Source organism: Rhodococcus sp. IEGM 1307 (genome assembly GCF_030056915.1).
Taxonomy (GTDB): Bacteria; Actinomycetota; Actinomycetes; order Mycobacteriales; family Mycobacteriaceae; genus Rhodococcus_F; species Rhodococcus_F opacus_D.
This window is the reverse complement of the sequence record NZ_JASHKW010000007.1, coordinates 101,462-118,316: the sequence shown is the minus strand read 5'-3', so window position 1 is coordinate 118,316 and position 16,855 is coordinate 101,462. Positions and strand designations below refer to the sequence as shown.

Here is a 16,855-nt window from a genome sequence, read left to right as displayed (position 1 = left end):
TCAGACGAGGTAGACAGCGACACCCACCACTCCGATCCAGGCAATCGCGAGGAGTTGGAGCACGCGGTCGCCCAGCGCAATCTCCTCGGGCTCCCCCGCCTCACCGCCGTCGACGTCCACGGCGTAACGCAGGATCGCGATGGTGAACGGCACCATGGAGATGGCGTACCAGTTGGTGGCCTTCAGGTCGTCCTGCTGGAACGCCCACAGCCCGTAGCAGAGCACGACCGCGGTGGCGCTGAGCGTCCAGACGAAACGCAGGTACGTCGTGGTGTAGTTCTCGAGGGATTTGCGGATCTTCGCGCCGGTGCGTTCGGCGAGCTGCAGTTCGGCGTACCGCTTACCGGCCGCCATGAACAGCGAACCGAAAGCCATGACCAGCAGGAACCACTGCGACAGTGCGATCTCGGCGGCCACACCACCGGCGATGGCGCGCAGCAGGAACCCGGACGAGACGATGCAGATGTCGAGGACGGCCTGGTGTTTGAGACCGAAGCAGTAGGCCAGCTGGATGCCGATGTAGACGGCCATCACCACCGCCAGCTGCCAGTTGGCGAGGAACGACAGGGCGATCGACGCACCGAGCAGCACGACCGCCATGCCGAACGCCAGGTTGACGGGCAGCACACCGGCCGCGATGGGACGGAATCGCTTGGTGGGGTGCGCGCGGTCGGCCTCGACGTCCATCGCGTCGTTGACGAGGTAGATGCCGGACGCTGCCATGCAGAACACCACGAAGGCGAGTGCGACGGGAAGCAGGACGTCGGATTCCGTCGCCGTGCCCGCGGCGACGGGAGCTGCGAGGACGAGGACGTTCTTGACCCACTGACGCGGGCGAACGGCCTTGACGATGCCTGCCGCCAGGGATGTCGGGGGTCCGGTGACGACGGCCGGTTCCTCGCTCATTTCTCTCCAAACTTCTGCTCGGCCTTCAGCACCGCGACCGCAGAGGCGGCCCCCAGGGCAGATCCGGCGAGCACATCGGTCGGGTAGTGCACTCCCAGAACGAGCCGGGAGAGCAGCATCGGCGGTACCAACAACGCAGGCAAGGGTAGCCCGGTGAGGCGGCCGAGCAGCACGGCAGCCGCTGTCGTGGACGTCGCGTGCGACGACGGGAAGCTCAATTTGCTGGGCGTCGACACGTTGACCTGGATCGACGGGTCGTTCGGCCGGGGGCGGCGGACAATGCGTTTGATCACGATCGACGCGGCGTGGGCGCCGACGGCACCCACCGCGACTCCCGCCCACTGCCGGCGACGAGGCTTGTCGAGTGCCGCGCCGATGCCGGCGACGGCCACCCACCCGAGGGCGTGCTCACCGAAATGGGACATACCCCGTGCCGTCGAGACGACGCCGGGACGGCTCGCGATCGTCGATTGGACGGCCTGCAGGATCTGGACCTCACTTGATGCCGAAGACACGTTCCCACCTCTCCTTGCTGGTCAGGGCAGGAACGGCGTCCTGGTACTCGCGCTTGAGTTCGGGGAAGCGCTGGGCCAGTTCGCGGCGCAGCCGGATCGCTTCCTTCAGCAGCGCGAGCGCCAGCTTGGGGTTGCGCTTGCGGTAGACGACTCCCCGCCCGTCCGCGGTGGTGACGGTGACGCCGTCCACCTGGGACAGCAGGAACCACCGCGCGTCGATGGTGGGCACGTTGAGCTGGGGGCGCTCGTGGTGCTGCTCGTGCGCGGGCTTGACGTTGTGGATCAGGCCCTTGCCGAGGCGCACGATCTTCGCGAGCGGGTTCGTGGGCAGGCCGACCGCGCCGACTTCCTCACCGGAAGGCAGCGGCAGGCTCGTCGACGACGGCAGGACCACCGCGTCCGGGTACTCCTTGCGCATCGCGTGGACGTTGCCGAGCGCGGTGGGGAGCAGTTCGAAGATGTGCTCGGGGCCCTGCAGGAAGTCGGCGATGGCCTGGTTCTGGATCGCGACTGTCGAGTATTCGAGGCACAGCAGGTGCTTGATCGTGGCCTTGACGGTGTTGATCACCAGGCCGCGGCCGTTGCCCGGCATGTGCAGGGACGCGACGACGAGCCGGTTCCGCAGGTGGAAGTACGCCTGCCAGTCGATGGCGTCGTCCTTGTCACTCCACGCCATGTGCCAGATCGCGGCGCCGGGCATGGTGACGGTCGGGTAGCCGGCATCGCGAGCACGCAGGCCGTATTCGGCGTCGTCCCATTTGATGAACAGCGGCAGCGGCTGACCGAGTTCCTCGGCGGCCTGCCGCGGGATCATGCACATCCACCAGCCGTTGTAGTCGACGTCGATCCGGCGGTGCAGCAGACGCGAGTTCTCGCGGTCGCTGAGCGGGTAGCGGGAGAAGTCGTGGTCGTACTCGACGTTCGGGGCGGCAGTCCACATGAAGATGGACCGGTCGACGACCTCGCCCATCGAATGCAGGTGACTGCGCTCCTGGAGGTTCAGCATCTGCCCGCCGACGAGCATCGGCGTCTTCGCGAACCGCGACATCGCCAGCGCGCGCAGGATCGAGTCGGGCTCGATCTCGATGTCGTCGTCCATGAACAGGATGTGCTGGCAGTCGGTGGTCTTCAGCGCCTCGTACATGATCCGGCTGTAGCCGCCGGACCCGCCGAGGTTCGCCTGGTCGTGGATGGCCAGCCGGTCGCCGAGCGCTTCGGCGGCCTCCGTGAAGCCGGGCTCGTCCTTGACCTTGCGGGTGCCCTGGTCCGGGATGATGACCGCCTTGACCACGTCCATGACGAGTTCGTCGGACGCCAGCGCCGTCAGTGCCTTGACGCAGTCGGTGGGCCGGTTGAACGTGGGGATGCCGACGGCGACGGTGGCCTCACCGGGGGCATCGACCGGTGCGTACCAGCCGGCGCTCTCCAGCACGACCTCGGTGTCGGTGGTGATGTCGAACCAGATCCAGCCGCCGTCCTCGAACGGGGCGAGTTCGATCTCGAACTCCAGCGCGGCGTCACCGTCCTGGAACTCGCGGCCCTCGACGTGGATGCGCGACGAGTCGGCCTTCGAGCGGTACACGTCGATGCGGCAGTGCCCCGACAGCTCGAGACGCAGCACCACCGAGTTCAGGGTGCTCCACCGGCGCCAGTAGCTGGCCGGGAACGCGTTGAAGTAGGTGCAGAACGACGCCTCCGCCTCGGCGCCGACCGACAGCGAGGTGCGCGACAGCGAATGCGCGCGGCGGCTGTTGGTCTTCGCCTCCTCCAGGTAGAGGGTGCGGACGTCGAGCGGCTCACCGGCGCGCGGCAGGATCACCCGTTGCAGCAGCGACTTGCCGAGTAACGGGGCGTCGTCGGTGACCTTCTCGGACTCGAGCAGATGTCGGGCGCTCATTCGGCATCTCCCACGAGGGCCGCACCGGATTCGAAGTGCGGTCGCAGGGAGTTGTCGAACATCGACAGCGCGCTGGCGATCGCCATGTGCATGTCCAGGTACTGGTAGGTGCCGAGACGGCCACCGAACAGAACCTTGTTCGACGCCATCTCCTCCTTCGCGCGGTCGCGGTAGGCGGCGAGCATCGCGCGGTCGTCGGGAGTGTTGATCGGGTAGTACGGCTCGTCCTTGCTCTCCGCGAACCGCGAGAACTCCCGCATGATGACCGTCTTGTCCTTCGGGTAGTCCCGCTCCGGGTGGAAGTGGCGGAACTCGTGGATCCGGGTGAAGGGCACGTCGGCGTCGTTGTAGTTCATGACCGGGGTTCCCTGGAAGTCACCGGTCTCCAGCACCTCGGTCTCGAAGTCGAGGGTGCGCCAGCCCAGCTCGCCCTCGGAGTAGTCGAAGTAGCGGTCGAGGGGGCCGGTGTAGACGACGGGGGCGTCGGGGCTCTCGGCGCGCAGGTCGTCGCGGACGTCGAACCAGTCGGTCTCGAGCCGGACCTCGATCTTCGGGTCCTTCGCCATGTTCTCGAGCCACGCGGTGTAGCCGTCGACGGGCAGGCCCTCGTACGTGTCGTTGAAGTAGCGGTTGTCGAACGTGTACCGCACCGGCAGGCGGGTGATGTTGCCCGCGGGCAGGTTCTTGGGGTCCGTCTGCCACTGCTTGGCGGTGTAGTCGCGCACGAACGCCTCGTACAGCGGCCGCCCGATCAGGGAGATCGCCTTCTCCTCCAAGTTGGACGCAGATGCGGAGTCGATCTCGCTGGACTGCTCGGCGATCAGCTTCCGCGCCTCGTCCGGGGTGAAGTAGCGCCCGAAGAACTGCGACACCAGGCCCAGCCCCATCGGGAACTGGTACGCCTGCCCCTTGTGGAGCGCGAACACGCGGTGCTGGTAGTTCGTGAATTCGGTGAACTGGGTGACGTAGTCCCACACCCTCTTGTTCGAGGTGTGGAACAGGTGCGCACCGTACTTGTGGATCTCGATGCCGGTCTCGGGCTCGGCCTCCGAATAGGCGTTTCCGCCCAGGTGATGACGTCGGTCGAGCACCAGCACACGCTTACCCAGCTGTGTTGCTGCACGCTCGGCGACGGTCAGTCCGAAAAATCCGGAGCCGACGACGATGAGGTCGTACCGGCCAGGGGCGGTTGTCTCTGGGGTTGCAGCGGTCACGATGAACCAGGGTAAGCGACTCCGCCGCCCGTGCGCGGCCAAGGGGGGCAAGCACCCCTCGGCACGCACGAGGAGTTCTCCCTGTATTCACCGGTTCTGCAGACCTCGTTGTTCCCGCCGACGCGGCGATCGCGCTTGATGAGCGGGTGCGCATCGTCCAGCTGGCGAACTTCTACGGACCGCGGTCCGGTGGGCTCCGCACCGCCCTCCACAACTGGGGTCAGGGCTACGTCGAACGCGGACACGAGGTGATCCTCGTCGTCCCAGGTCAGCGCGACTGCGAGGAGCTGCTGCCGAGCGGGGTCCTGCGGATCACCCGGTCGGCTCCCACCATCCCCGCGACCGGGGGTTATCGCGTGGTCAATCCGCGGCGGGTGGCCGACGTGGTCAGCGGTCTGCGGCCCGACGTCCTGGAGGTGTCCGACCGGCTCACACTGCGCGGTTTCGGGGGCTGGGCCCGCGCCCGCGGGGTGCGCAGTGTGGTCGTGTCACACGAACGCCTCGACCGGCTGCTCGGCCAAGTCGCTCCGCGCCGCGTGGCCCGCGGCTGGGCCGATGTCGCGAACCGCCGGATGGCACGCAACTATGACGCCGTGGTCTGCACGACGGACTTCGCGAGCGAGGAGTTCACCCGCATCGGGGCCCCCAACCTGCACCGGGTCCCGCTCGGTGTGGACCTGACGATGTTCCACCCCGGCAAACACGACCAGGTGATGCGCGACTCGTTCGCCGACCCGGCGCAACGCTTCCTTCTGCACTGCGGCCGGCTGTCGGTGGAAAAGCAGGTGGAACGGAGCATCGACGCCGTCCGGCTGTTGCGCCGGCAGGGTCACGACGCCCGGCTGGTCATCGCCGGGGACGGCCCGCGGCGCGAGGCGCTGCAGTACCGGGCCCGGGGGCTCCCCGTGCACTTCACCGGGTTCATCAGCGACAAGGGCCGCCTGGCGTCGCTGTTCGCGTCGGCGGACGTGTCGCTGGCACCCGGACCGCACGAGACGTTCTGCCTGTCGGCGCTCGAGTCGCTGGCGGCGGGCACCCCGGTGGTCGCGTCACAGTCGTCGGCGCTCGCCGAGATCATCACACCCGGCTGCGGCGCCCTGGCCCGGGACCGCGGTCCTGCGTTCGCCGAAGCGGTCAGCGGCATTCTCGCGATCCCCTCGCACACGCGCCGGGCGTCGGCCCGCCGGCGGGCCGAGGACTTCGGCTGGGGCGAGTCCGTCGACGGGATGCTCGCGGTGCTCGAGGGAACCGGTCCTCGCTGCCCGGCCTAACTGCCGCCCGTCGGTAACCACTCGCGCAGCACGCTGGCGTCGATCACCTGTGCGCCCAGCTTCTTGGTCCAGATGATGGTTCCGTTGGTGTACATCCGGAACTTGCCCGCCTCCGACGGCAGCATCAACTCGGGACCGATCGGCGCTCCCAGCGTGCTGTTGACGCCGCCGAGTTCCTTGTACTTCTCGGCGATCGGCGAACCCTCGGTGGTGCCGACGGTGTCCTCGTCCTCGCCCGCGGACGCGAGGGTGGACTCGGGTTCGGGGGCGACCGGCGGCGCGGGGACGCCGAGCCCGTCACCGACCGTGAACCAGTCGGACTTGAGCTTCAGCTTCGACCGCGCCTCGGCGCCCGTCGCCTCGGCGGTGCCCGACGATCCGACCACCTTCACACCGGTGACGCGTCCGCCGTCGACCCCGAAGTTGTTGCGGGTGACCACCTCGAACGATTCGAGGTCTCCGACGTTGAACGCGGATGCGATGTCGCCCGCGGTGAGGGTCACCGTCCAGTCGTGGTTCGGCGACACGGTGTCGCCCTGGTCCTCGACGGCCGGGAACTCGCCGCCCGCGGTGTATCCGCCTGTGGACGAGGAGAATTCGGCGGCGACGGGCTTGTTGTCCTTCGTCAGGATCATGCCCTTGGTGGAACGGACGGCGTCGGTGGTCCGCGGGTCTTCCTTCGCCGAACCCCCGTACACCTGGCAGCTCTGGGTGTCGCAGGTCTTCGCCCACTCTTCCCGGTTCTCGGCAGCGGCGTAGGAGCGGGCCGCGACGGCCTGCGCCCGAAGTGCCTCGGCCCCACCGGTGTCGGCCCAGCCGGCCTTCGCCTCGGCGGGCACGACACCGAGGAGGTAGTCGTCCATGTCGAGGACGTTGACGGTGCGCACGGCGGCGCCGTCGAGTGCGACCCCGAGGGCGCCGCGATAGGGGGTGTCACCGGCGCACAGCTTCAAGTGCTCGTTCGCGGGACGGTCCGGGGCCAGGTCGACCGGGTCCACCCACGGGTGGTCGGTGGCGTCCTGCCACAGGACCTCGCCGGCACATCCGCGGGTGACCACGACGTTGGCGCCGCCGTCGGCGGTCGGCGTGAGGTGGACGGCCTCCCCCGGACCGACGGGTTTGCCGGCGACGACGGCGCCGGCGTCCGAGTAGACGTCGAGCGGCTGATCGTCACGCGCCTGCAGCCGGACGCTGATCTGTGCGTCGGCGAGGGTGCCGAGCGTGGTGCCGCCGTAGTAGTGGCCGAGGATGCGCTCGGCCGCCCACCCCTGATCCTTCGCGTATCCGTAGGCACCCCACTGGCCCATTCCGCGGCCGTGGCCGTTGCCGTGGCCGGAGAGCGTGAACGGCGTGTCGGAGGCGACGGTTTCCCGGACGTCCTGGCCGGGGGAGCGCAGGTGCACGACGACGCCGGTGACGGCGCCGATGACGAGGACGGGTGCGATGCCGAGCGCCGACGCGCGCAGAAGCTTGGCCCGGAATCCGCGCGGGGCGGGAGGGCCCGCGATGTACCGCCTCCTGCGGGTCCAGGCAGGCCTACCTGCACGAACCCCGAATTCGGTCTTCGCCATCACTGCACTCCTCATCGCTGAACAACGAGCGCTGAGACGGGGCGTGCACCTCGTCTCAGCGGGTCCGAGAAATTCGGGATAAAGTCTCAATGTAAGGTTGAGCGTTATGGACCTGTGTGACTAGTGTGGCAAGAGTGGTTGGAGTTAGCAACAACAGTCTCTTCAGTCACACGAGCATCACGAGTTGCAGACACGCGAGGTCGCTCGCAGGAAACTACAACTGAGGAGAGTCCCCCTTGCCGCACCGTCGACCGAAGCCCTCGATTGTCCTCGGGGCTGTCGCCGCTCTGGCTGTCGCAAGTCCCGTTGCGGTCTACGGCATCAGTAGCGCACCCTCCGACGTCAAATCCACGAACGAAACCTCCAACTCCGCAGTGTCCACCGAGATCGCGCAGGTCGTGCTGTCGCAGATCCCCGACATCGTGATCCCGCTGAAGGAACTGACCGGGCTGAACCTGCCCGACGTCAACATCGGCGACCTGCGGAACCTGAAGATCCCGCCGTACCTCCACATCCCCAGCAATGTGCAGCTCCCCGGCGGAATCCAGATCCCGAACCTGCAGATCCCGTTGAAGCTCCCCGCGCCGGCCGACGTCTCCGACCCCGCGATCCTGCCCCCGGCCGATCAGCAGCCCGGCGCGATCGTCAAGGAACTGTCCCGCGACACCCCGTTCAGCATGGTGGCGCTCACCTCCGAGACCCTCGCGTCCGCGGAGTCGAAGGTCCGCGCGCTGCAGGCCGACGGAACGTGGGGACAGTGGGTCTCCCCCGACATGATCGACACGCGACGCACGGACAAGACGGCGTCGGACGGCAAGGTCGCCACCGAACCCGTCTATGTCGGGCTGACGAAGGCGATCCAGATCCTGACCCCCACCTCGACGCCCGCACCGGCCGGTGCACCCGCTGCAGTTCCCGCTCCCGCACCGGCACCCGAAGCCCCTGCTCCCGCAACGGCTCCCGCCGCCGGAGGTGCCGCACCGCTCGGTTACACCCCAGCCGCCGTCAACACGCCGTTGCGGCAGCAGCCGGCACGCGCTGGCGCCGACGACGTCACGGCCGTCCTCATCGAACCGGGCAGCGGCCCCGGCGACGCGACGCTCGGCGACATCGCGAGCCCGCTCGACAGCGGCGGTCCCAAGGTCATCAGCCGCCAGCAGTGGGGTGCCGACGAGTCCATCCGGTGCCAGGACCCCGACTACGACGACTTCATCGGCGGTGCCACCGTGCACCACACCGCAGGAGCCAACGACTACTCGAAGGCCGAATCGGCCGAGATCGTCCGCGCGATCTACGCCTACCACGCGCAGACGCTGGGCTGGTGCGACATCGGATACAACGCACTGGTCGACAAGTACGGCCAGATCTTCGAGGGCCGCGCAGGCGGTCTCGACCGTCCGGTCCAGGGCGCGCACGCCGGCGGGTTCAACGAGAACACCACCGGAGTCGCGATGATGGGCGACTTCTCGTCCGAGGATCCGCCGCAGGCCACCCTCGACGCTGTCGGCAAGTTCCTCGGCTGGAAGCTCGGCAAGGCCGGACTCGACCCACTCGGTGAGACGACGATGTACTCCGAGGGCACCGAATTCACTCCCTACGCGGAGGGTGAGGCTGTCGATCTTCCGGTGATCTTCGCGCACCGCGACGTCGGCAACACGTCCTGCCCGGGAGACGCGGCGTACTCACACATGGACGAGATCCGGCAGATCGCGGCGGCCAGCCTCGGCGGCGGCAACGCCTCGCTGGCCGCGGACGCACCCTCGGGTGAGGCTCCGGCGCCGTCCGGCGGTCCCGGCACGGACGCCAGCTCCAGCCTCGGTTCCGGGATCCCCGCCCTGGTCAACGAACTGCTGCGGCTCACCGACCCGTCGCCGGTCGCCCAGAAGTGGGTGGCGGAAGGCGGCGACACCGGCCGGCTCGGCCAGGCCATCACCGGACTGCTGCAGGCCAAGGCTGGGAACTCGGGCGCACAGTTCGCCAACGGCGCCATCTTCACCTCGCCCAACGGCGGTGTGTGGGCGGTCCTCGGCCAGATCTTCAAGACGTGGCAGAATCTCGGAGCCGACAACGGCGAACTGGGTCTGCCGACCAGTGACGAGTACCCGATCCCGGGCGGTCTGCGCACCGACTTCGAGAACGGTTCGCTGATCTTCAACGAGATCACCGGCATCGTCACCAAGGTGCTGAAGACGTACAACGACACGTATGCGGAGGCCTACAAGAACGGTGCCCGGGTCGATGCCGCGGCCCCCGTCGCACCGCCCGCGGACCCGGCGCAGGTTCCGCCGGCTCCGGCAGAGCCCGCTCCGGCTCCGGCTCCGGCTCCCGAACCGGCTCCCGCACCCGCTCCCGTCGAGCCGGCACCGGTTCCGGCCGGCTGATCGGGTTTCACCCTCTCGGGCGCTGGTGGTCTCAGGACCACCAGCGCTCGAGTACTTTCGCGACCCCGTCGTCCCAGTTGGTGGCCGTCACCTCGTCGGCGGCGGCCTTGGCGTCGGGGTGCGCGTTCTCGACGGCGACACCCCGGCCCGCGAGGTTCAGCATCGGAATGTCGTTGGGCATGTCACCGAAGGCCACGATGTGCGACGCCGTCACGCCGAGCCGTTCCGCCACCAGCGCGAGACCCGACGCCTTCGTGATCCCCGACGCCGACAGTTCGATCAGCCCGTTGTCGGTGGAGAACGTGACATCCGCCCGGCGACCGATGTGCGGCGCCAGCGCGTCGACCATCGCCTGACTGGACATTTCCGGCACCCGGATCAGCAACTTCACCGCGGGGGCCGCGACGACCTCGTTCTCGGACATCTCGGTGTTGTCGGGGTTGAGCCAGGCGTGCTGGTAGCCGGGTGAGCTCACGAACTGCGGTGTCGCGGCGTCGTGGGCGCTGACCCCGACACGCTCGGCCGCGAGCCCGGCGCCCGGCAGCACGCGGAGCGCGATCTCCGACAGCCAGGTGAGGGTGTCGACGTCGAGGGTCGCGGCGCTGAGCACGCGGTCGCTGTCGCTGTCGTAGATGACGGCACCGTTCGCGCAGACGGCGAGCGGCGCGTAGCCGAGGCCCTCGACCACGGGATGGATCCAGCGCGGGGGCCGGCCGGTGGCCAGCACGAACGGCGTTCCCGACGCGACCACCGACGCGACGGCGTCGCGGGTGCGGGCGCTGATGCGCTCGTCCTCCCCGATCAGGGTGCCGTCGACATCGGACGCTACAAGGCTCGGTCGGTCTGGGCTCACCCAGCCATTCTGCCTGCCGAGTCCGCGGCGCCGCCGGGCGGCCATTACCGGGTCCGCCGTTCCTCGGCTTCGCGGCGGTCCATCTCGGTGGCCTCCTCGATGGTCGGCGCGCTACCGCCGAGTCGCCGGGGCACCCAGTACGCGCCCGCCGGATGGTCGAATCCGCCCTGAACCCGGCGCAGGATCGCGTCCATCTCCGTGTGCAGGGTCGCGGTGAGGGCCTCCGCCGGTTCTCGCGGCTCGATCGGCCTGCCGACCTCGACGGTCACCGGGAACCGATGCCGCCCAAGTTGTCTCGGCTGCCCTTTGGTGGCGATCCGATGAGCGCCCCACACGATGACGGGCACGAGCGGCACCCGGGCGTCGATCGCCATGCGCGCCGCACCCGACTTCAGTTCCTTGATCTCGAAGCTCCGGCTGATGGTCGCCTCCGGGTACACACCCACCAATTCGCCCTCGCGCAGCCGGTCCACCGCAGCGAGGTACGCGCCCGCGCCTGCGGTCCGGTCGACCGGGATGACCCCGCACCCGCGCATCAGGAACGCCATCACCGTGTTGTTCGCGAGTTCGGCCTTGGCCATCAGCCGCAGTCTGCGGTCCACCGCACCGACCGCCAGTGCCAGCTGGACGAAGTCCAGGTAGCCGGTGTGATTGACCGCGAGCACCGCACCACCCTCGGTGGGAATGTTGTCCAGGCCGACTCGCGTCATCCTCAATCCCTGGAACAGGGACAACGCCTTGGCCGTCGACTCGACAGCCGCGTAGACCGGCTCCACCGCCACCCTCTAGCTACCGGTCTCCCGGGCCCGACGGGACTGCGCCTTCGCCTCGGCGTCGGCGGCGTCCATCTTGTTCGCTTCGTCGAGCGTCGGCGCGCTGCCACCGAGGCGCGCGGGCACCCAGTACTCGCCCGCCGGGTGGTCGTAGCCCTGCTGGAGGTCGGCGAGCATCGTCGTCATCGTGGCATGCAGCTTCGCGGTCAGCTCGGCCGCGGGTTCGAACGGCTGGATCGGCTCACCGACGGCGATCGAGATGGGAGTGTTCGTGCGGCCCAGCCGCTTCGGGAACCCCTTGGTCCACACCCGCTGCGCCCCCCAGATGACCACCGGGATGATCGGGACATTCGCCTCGATCGCCATGCGCGCGGCACCCGACTTGAATTCCTTGATCTCGAAGCTCCGGCTGATGGTGGCCTCCGGGTACACACCCACCAGTTCGCCGCGGCGCAGGAAGTCGACGGCCGCCTTGTACGAATCCGCGCCGGCGGCCCGGTCGACCGGAATGTGCTTGAGCGCGCGCATAATCGGGCCCGAGATCTTGTTGTCGAACACTTCCTTCTTCGCCATGAAGCGGACGTACCGCTTCACCCTGCGGGCCGGAAGTCCGGCGTAGGTGAAGTCCATGTAGCCGGTGTGATTGATCGCGATCACCGCCCCACCCGTCGACGGAATGTGCTGATCGCCCTCGACCGTGAACTTCAGCCCCTCGAGGGCGAATACGGTGCGGGCGATGCCGATGACGGTTCGGTAGACGGGTTCCACAATCGGCTAGCGTAGCCGGGTATCCGCGATCTGGCCCGCCGTCGGGGACGGACGTTCGGTGGGGAGTCGAGAGAAAGGGCGCGCTGGAGATGGCTGGCAGGGGCAGGAGGGCGCTCATCGCGCCGGTCGTCGCGGTGATCCTCGGCGCGGGGGTGGCGTGCGATTCGCAGTCCGGCATCCCGACGGACGAGCCCCCGGCCGACACCGTGTCCGCGCCCACATCCGCCGCCGAGCCCACGACCACCACGCCGCCTGCCCCGGTGCCGCAGGTGATCGTCGGCGAGGTGCCCGGCAACCCCGCAGCGGTCGACGCGGTCCGCGCCTGGGCCACCGACCTTGTCACCCGGCCCGGCACCGTCCCCGCGAAATGCTGGACGCTGCCGCCCGCCCAGGCCGCCGACCAGTACGCCGACACGTCCGCGATCCTCGGGGCGCTCGCGCAACCCGGCGTCGACGGACAGTTCGCGGTGTCGTGGACCGGCGGCGGCACCACGGTGTCCGTCAAACGCAGCGAGATCGCCTCCGGCTACGCCTGCCCACACGTCCACCCCGCCGGGACCGTCGACTTCTACACCCCCGCCGACGCCGAGTACGCCGTCGCCCGATTCCTGTCGCGGGAGTCGGGCGCGCCGGTGAACAGGGCAGACACCGAGACCGCCTACCCGCTGATCTGCCCCGGCTTCAGCCCCTGGGACCCGTCCAGCACCGGCAACGGAGGCCGGCCGCCACTCCAGCTCGACCCCGACGTCCTCGCCGGGACCACGGCGTTCGCCGCCGACGCGATGACCGCCACGCCGGTCCGCGGCGACTACCTGGAAGTGTCCGTTCCGGTCACCGACGTGTCGGGGGTGACGAACACCCGGCAGGTCACGCTGTCCATCGGCCCCGACGGCTACTGCCTGGGCGAAGTGACCTGACCGCACGTGAGTGGCACGGTGTGCTGGAGCGCGCATTGCCACTCACCTGGGGGGAACGCCTACTCTGGAACAGTCGCTCAGCTCCCAGGAGGCATACCAGTGCAGGTCACCAGCGTCGGACACGCCGGATTCCACATCCAGACCGAGGCAGGCTCGATCCTGTGCGACCCCTGGGTGAACCCCGCGTACTTCGGGTCCTGGTTCCCGTTCCCGGACAACACCCAGCTCGACTGGGACGCCCTGGGCAACTGCGACTACCTATACGTGTCGCACCTGCACAAGGACCACTTCGATCCGGAGAACCTGAGCAAGCACGTCAACAAGGACGCGACGGTGCTGCTCCCCGACTACCCGGTGCCGGACCTCAAGCGTGAACTCGAGGCGCTGGGCTTCCACAAGTTCTTCGAGACAGAGGACTCGGTCAAACACAAGGTCACCGGCCCCAAGGGTGACCTCGACGTCATGATCATCGCGCTGCGCGCCCCCGCGGACGGTCCGATCGGCGACTCGGGTCTCGTGGTGTCCGACGGCGAGACCACGTGTTTCAACATGAACGACGCACGCCCCGTCGACATGGACGTCCTGCACGACGAGTTCGGCAAGATCGACATCCACCTGCTGCAGTACTCGGGCGCCATCTGGTATCCGATGGTCTACGACATCCCCACCAAGACGAAGGCCAACTTCGGCAAGCAGAAGCGTCAGCGCGGCATGGACCGCTGCCGGAGCTACATCGAGCAGGTCGCGGCCACGTGGGTGGTGCCGTCCGCCGGGCCGCCGGTGTTCCTCGACGACGCGCTGCGCTACCTGAACGACGACCGGGGCGACGAGGGCAACATCTTCCCCGACCAGATCACGTTCCTCGAGCAGATGCGGATCCACGGCAACGACGGCGGCATCCTGATGATCCCGGGGTCCACCGCGGACCTGAAGGGCGGCGAGCTGACGCTCACGCACCCGATCCCGGACGCCGAGGTCGACAAGATCTTCTCCGACAAGGCCGCGTACATCGAGGACATGGCGAAGCGCATGGCGCCGGTCCTCGCCGCCGAGAAGGCCACGTGGGCCCCCGCCGAGGGTGAGCCGCTGCTGGAGGCGCTCAAGGCGAAGTTCGAGCCGATCATGAAGCAGTCCGACCTGATCTGCGACGGCATCGGCTACCCCGTCGGCCTCGTGATGGGCGACGAGACCGTCGTCCTCGACTTCCCGCAGCGCACCGTCCGCCCCCGCGGCGAGAAGGACGGCAAGTACCGCTACGGCTTCCGGATCGCCCCCGAGCTGGTGCGCACGGTGCTGCGCGACGACGAGCCCGACTGGGTGAACACGATCTTCCTGTCCACCCGCTTCGAGGCGTGGCGCGTCGGCGGATACAACGAGTTCCTCTACACGTTCTTCAAGTGCCTCACCGACGAACGCATCGCGTACGCCGACGGCTGGTTCGCCGAGGCCCACGACGACTCCGCGTCGATCGAACTCGGCGGGTACGAGATCCAGCGCCGCTGCCCGCACCTGAAGGCCGACCTGTCGAAGTTCGGCGTCGTCGACGGCACCAACCTCACCTGCAACCTCCACGGCTGGCAGTGGGACCTCGAATCGGGGCGCTGCAAGACGTCCAAGGGCCACGAACTGCGGTCCACGAAGCTCTGACCCCGGCGGGCGAACGTACCCTTCGGCGCACCTGAGGCGCCGAAGGGTACATTCACCCGGCTGAGGGGGCGTCGGTTCGGACGGGCGGCAGCCACCGACGCACCAGGACCGCCGACAGCAGCACCGGAACGGCGAGTGCCGCGACGAGCGTCGTGACCGACAGCCACAGAGATCCGACGGCGACGCCCGCGTAGATCAGCACCGCGGCCACCTCACCGAACAGTCCGGCCACCGATGTGACGGTGGCGCGTGCGGGACCGGTGATCGCGTCCTGCACGCGCGCTTCCGACACGATCATCGCGTTGCCGAGGATGCCGTAGCCGACGCCGAGCGCGAGGAATCCGGGGACACCGCCGAGCAGCGCTCCCCCGCCGAGCAGGATCGCGGCGAGGGCGACGGCCCGCCCCATCGTCACGGCACGCATCGAGGCCGTGCGTCCGGCGAGTGCTGTGCCGACGACCTGACCGCTCACCGTGATCGCGACGAGCAGCGGTACGGACGCCGTCGCCGTTCCACCGTCGCGCGCGAGTAGCCCGAAGTACTCGTCGAACGCCAGGAACGCGATCAGCACTGCCGACAGCAGCACTCCGCACCGGACCACCGCCTCGCGCGTCACCTCGCCGAGGCCGGCCCGCAGCATCGAGGCGTACCGGGCACCGAGTCCCCGTCGTTCGTCCGTGGCTTCGAGAGTCTCGTCCGCCTCCTCGACCTTCGGCGCCGCGGGCAGCAGCAGGGCGAAACAGCCGTGGACCACGGTCGCGCCGACGCTGACCCACCCGACCAGTGGATATCCGCCGAGGATGTAGAGTGGTGCCGCCGTCAGGGTCGCGAGAAGGTTGCACACCATGGCGCCGGAGTTGGCGTAGCCGAGCAACCTCGCGAAGTCACCGGCAGCGCCGCGCGCCACGAGTTCGTCGTACAGCAGCGCCTCGAACGTGCCCGACTGGATGGCGCCGCTGATGCCCCACAACACGAATCCGGCGGCGAATCCCGCGTACGACGGCACGACGATCCACACGGTGAATCCGGCCGTGTACAGCACGGATGCGAACACCAGAAGGCCACGTCGAGACACGGTGTCGGCCCACGCGCCGGACGGCACCTCCGCGACGAAGGACACGACCGACCAGATGACGAACAGCGACGAGATCTGGCCGACGCTCAGTCCGTGGTCGGCGAACAGCAGGTCGTACAGACCGTAGAGCGGGATGAGGTCGCGCGTGGACACGTAGCCGACCACGCGGAAGGCGAGAGAACGCTGCGAACTGGGTCAAGGCTGGGCGGCGGGATATCTCACGCGCCCAGTTTCGCACTCCGCACCGGGGGTGTCACCCCGTTTTCGGCCTATCCGACGGTCGGCGGCTGATCGACGAGCTGGGCCATGTAGAGCTGGTCGCCCATCTTGTCCATCAGTTCGATCTGCGTCTCCAGGTAATCGATGTGATCCTCTTCTTCCCCGAGGATCGTCTCGAGCAGTTTCGCCGACGTGGCATCGCCCTTGTCGCGGCACATCTGGATGCCCGGACGCAGGCGCTCGACGACCTCGACTTCGATGGAGAGGTCGGAATGGAACTGCTCGCGCAGGTCCTGCCCGATACGCAGCGGCAGCAGCTTCTGATAGTTCGGAAGCGCCTCGAGAAACAGGATCCGGTCGGTGAGGATCTCGGCGTGATTCATCTCCTCGATGGACTCCGCCCGAGTCTTGTCCGCCAGTTTGGTAAAGCCCCAATTGGCCTGCATCTTGGAGTGCAGGAAATACTGGTTGATCGCAGTCAGCTCACTGGTCAACTGTTCGTTGAGAAGAGCAATTACTTCGTCGTCGCCGCGCATGACTTCTCCGTTCGCCCCGGTTGAGGCGAACGTACCACCGGCAATATCCCGCGATGTAGAGAATCGCGGGATTCAGTTGTGCTGCGGTTTCGTCACGCGGCCACGCTGTTCGCGGCCGACCGCTCCAGAATCTCCTTCAACCGATCGACGCAGGTCCCACATCCCCATCCGGCGCCGCAACGCTCACCGATGGCATCCGCGCTGTCAGCTCCGGCGGCGCAGTGCTCGTGCACTTCGTCTTCCGTCACTGCCTTGCAGATGCACACGAACATGTGGAGCTCCTTACCAACTCGATTAGGTAAGGGTTACATC

General features: G+C 68.2%; 15 protein-coding genes. 4 read left to right on the top strand and 11 right to left on the bottom strand.

What is annotated here, in order from left to right:
* From QM841_RS15405 to glf, 4 genes are read right to left on the bottom strand one after another with little or no spacing between them, the layout of a single operon-like run.
* Nucleotides 1-906 (bottom strand): decaprenyl-phosphate phosphoribosyltransferase, encoded by a 906-nt coding sequence (locus QM841_RS15405; protein WP_280781878.1) that lies wholly within the window; start codon nucleotides 904-906, stop codon nucleotides 1-3.
* The gene (locus tag QM841_RS15400; RefSeq protein WP_009477133.1) at nucleotides 903-1,421 is read right to left on the bottom strand and encodes a phosphatase PAP2 family protein; all 519 of its coding nucleotides are present in this window, start codon (nucleotides 1,419-1,421) and stop codon (nucleotides 903-905) included. The genes QM841_RS15405 and QM841_RS15400 overlap by 4 nt, the downstream gene beginning before the upstream one ends.
* Nucleotides 1,402-3,318, bottom strand: a complete 1,917-nt coding sequence (locus QM841_RS15395; protein ID WP_280781879.1) for a glycosyltransferase — start codon at nucleotides 3,316-3,318, stop codon at nucleotides 1,402-1,404. Before QM841_RS15395 ends, QM841_RS15400 begins: the two co-directional genes overlap by 20 nt.
* Nucleotides 3,315-4,532 (bottom strand): UDP-galactopyranose mutase, encoded by a 1,218-nt coding sequence (gene glf / locus QM841_RS15390; protein WP_005248845.1) that lies wholly within the window; start codon nucleotides 4,530-4,532, stop codon nucleotides 3,315-3,317. Before glf ends, QM841_RS15395 begins: the two co-directional genes overlap by 4 nt.
* 146 nt (nucleotides 4,533-4,678) lie before the next feature.
* On the opposite strand from glf, the gene QM841_RS15385 reads away from it, so the two are divergent.
* Complete coding sequence (locus QM841_RS15385) at nucleotides 4,679-5,803, top strand: glycosyltransferase (protein ID WP_283332637.1); 1,125 nt, start codon at nucleotides 4,679-4,681, stop codon at nucleotides 5,801-5,803.
* Here the strand turns inward: QM841_RS15385 and QM841_RS15380 are convergent.
* Nucleotides 5,800-7,374: a SpoIID/LytB domain-containing protein gene (locus QM841_RS15380; RefSeq protein ID WP_283332636.1), complete on the bottom strand. Its 1,575-nt coding sequence runs from the start codon at nucleotides 7,372-7,374 to the stop codon at nucleotides 5,800-5,802. The genes QM841_RS15385 and QM841_RS15380 overlap by 4 nt on opposite strands.
* 236 nt (nucleotides 7,375-7,610) lie before the next feature.
* On the opposite strand from QM841_RS15380, the gene QM841_RS15375 reads away from it, so the two are divergent.
* A complete protein-coding gene (locus QM841_RS15375; protein WP_283332635.1) occupies nucleotides 7,611-9,755 on the top strand; it encodes an N-acetylmuramoyl-L-alanine amidase in 2,145 nt (714 codons plus the stop codon).
* Nucleotides 9,756-9,786: 31 nt separating this feature from the next.
* Here the strand turns inward: QM841_RS15375 and QM841_RS15370 are convergent, their stop codons facing one another.
* From QM841_RS15370 to QM841_RS15360, 3 genes are read right to left on the bottom strand one after another with little or no spacing between them, the layout of a single operon-like run.
* Complete coding sequence (locus QM841_RS15370; RefSeq protein ID WP_005248850.1) at nucleotides 9,787-10,608, bottom strand: Cof-type HAD-IIB family hydrolase; 822 nt, start codon at nucleotides 10,606-10,608, stop codon at nucleotides 9,787-9,789.
* A gap of 44 nt (nucleotides 10,609-10,652) precedes the next feature.
* Nucleotides 10,653-11,384 carry a lysophospholipid acyltransferase family protein gene (locus QM841_RS15365; RefSeq protein WP_283332634.1) on the bottom strand — a complete coding sequence of 244 codons (732 nt, stop codon included), beginning with the start codon at nucleotides 11,382-11,384 and terminating at the stop codon, nucleotides 10,653-10,655.
* A 9-nt stretch (nucleotides 11,385-11,393) separates the two neighbouring features.
* Nucleotides 11,394-12,149 (bottom strand): lysophospholipid acyltransferase family protein, encoded by a 756-nt coding sequence (locus QM841_RS15360; RefSeq protein ID WP_007298314.1) that lies wholly within the window; start codon nucleotides 12,147-12,149, stop codon nucleotides 11,394-11,396.
* Nucleotides 12,150-12,238: 89 nt separating this feature from the next.
* On the opposite strand from QM841_RS15360, the gene QM841_RS15355 reads away from it, so the two are divergent.
* The gene (locus QM841_RS15355) at nucleotides 12,239-13,066 is read left to right on the top strand and encodes a hypothetical protein (RefSeq protein ID WP_283332633.1); all 828 of its coding nucleotides are present in this window, start codon (nucleotides 12,239-12,241) and stop codon (nucleotides 13,064-13,066) included.
* Between the two features lie 99 nt (nucleotides 13,067-13,165).
* The gene (locus QM841_RS15350) at nucleotides 13,166-14,713 is read left to right on the top strand and encodes a Rieske 2Fe-2S domain-containing protein (RefSeq protein ID WP_005568843.1); all 1,548 of its coding nucleotides are present in this window, start codon (nucleotides 13,166-13,168) and stop codon (nucleotides 14,711-14,713) included.
* A gap of 52 nt (nucleotides 14,714-14,765) precedes the next feature.
* Here QM841_RS15350 and QM841_RS15345 read toward each other — a convergent pair whose 3' ends face one another.
* From QM841_RS15345 to QM841_RS15335, 3 genes are all read right to left on the bottom strand, one after another.
* Nucleotides 14,766-15,953, bottom strand: coding sequence for an MFS transporter (locus tag QM841_RS15345; RefSeq protein ID WP_283332632.1), 1,188 nt, complete (start codon nucleotides 15,951-15,953; stop codon nucleotides 14,766-14,768).
* Between the two features lie 104 nt (nucleotides 15,954-16,057).
* The gene (bfr, locus tag QM841_RS15340) at nucleotides 16,058-16,543 is read right to left on the bottom strand and encodes a bacterioferritin (protein WP_280781890.1); all 486 of its coding nucleotides are present in this window, start codon (nucleotides 16,541-16,543) and stop codon (nucleotides 16,058-16,060) included.
* A gap of 92 nt (nucleotides 16,544-16,635) precedes the next feature.
* Nucleotides 16,636-16,815, bottom strand: coding sequence for a (2Fe-2S)-binding protein (locus tag QM841_RS15335; protein ID WP_009477119.1), 180 nt, complete (start codon nucleotides 16,813-16,815; stop codon nucleotides 16,636-16,638).
* Nucleotides 16,816-16,855: the final 40 nt, after the last annotated feature.

Bases quoted from the DNA above. Each gene is read 5' to 3' on its own strand.
- QM841_RS15405 (WP_280781878.1), bottom strand. From the start codon at position 906: ATGAGCGAGGAACCGGCCGTCGTCACCGGACCCCCGACATCCCTGGCG.
- QM841_RS15355 (WP_283332633.1), top strand. From the start codon at position 12,239: ATGGCTGGCAGGGGCAGGAGGGCGCTCATCGCGCCGGTCGTCGCGGTG.
- QM841_RS15395 (WP_280781879.1), bottom strand. From the start codon at position 3,318: ATGAGCGCCCGACATCTGCTCGAGTCCGAGAAGGTCACCGACGACGCC.
- QM841_RS15380 (WP_283332636.1), bottom strand. From the start codon at position 7,374: ATGGCGAAGACCGAATTCGGGGTTCGTGCAGGTAGGCCTGCCTGGACC.
- QM841_RS15335 (WP_009477119.1), bottom strand. From the start codon at position 16,815: ATGTTCGTGTGCATCTGCAAGGCAGTGACGGAAGACGAAGTGCACGAG.
- bfr (WP_280781890.1), bottom strand. From the start codon at position 16,543: ATGCGCGGCGACGACGAAGTAATTGCTCTTCTCAACGAACAGTTGACC.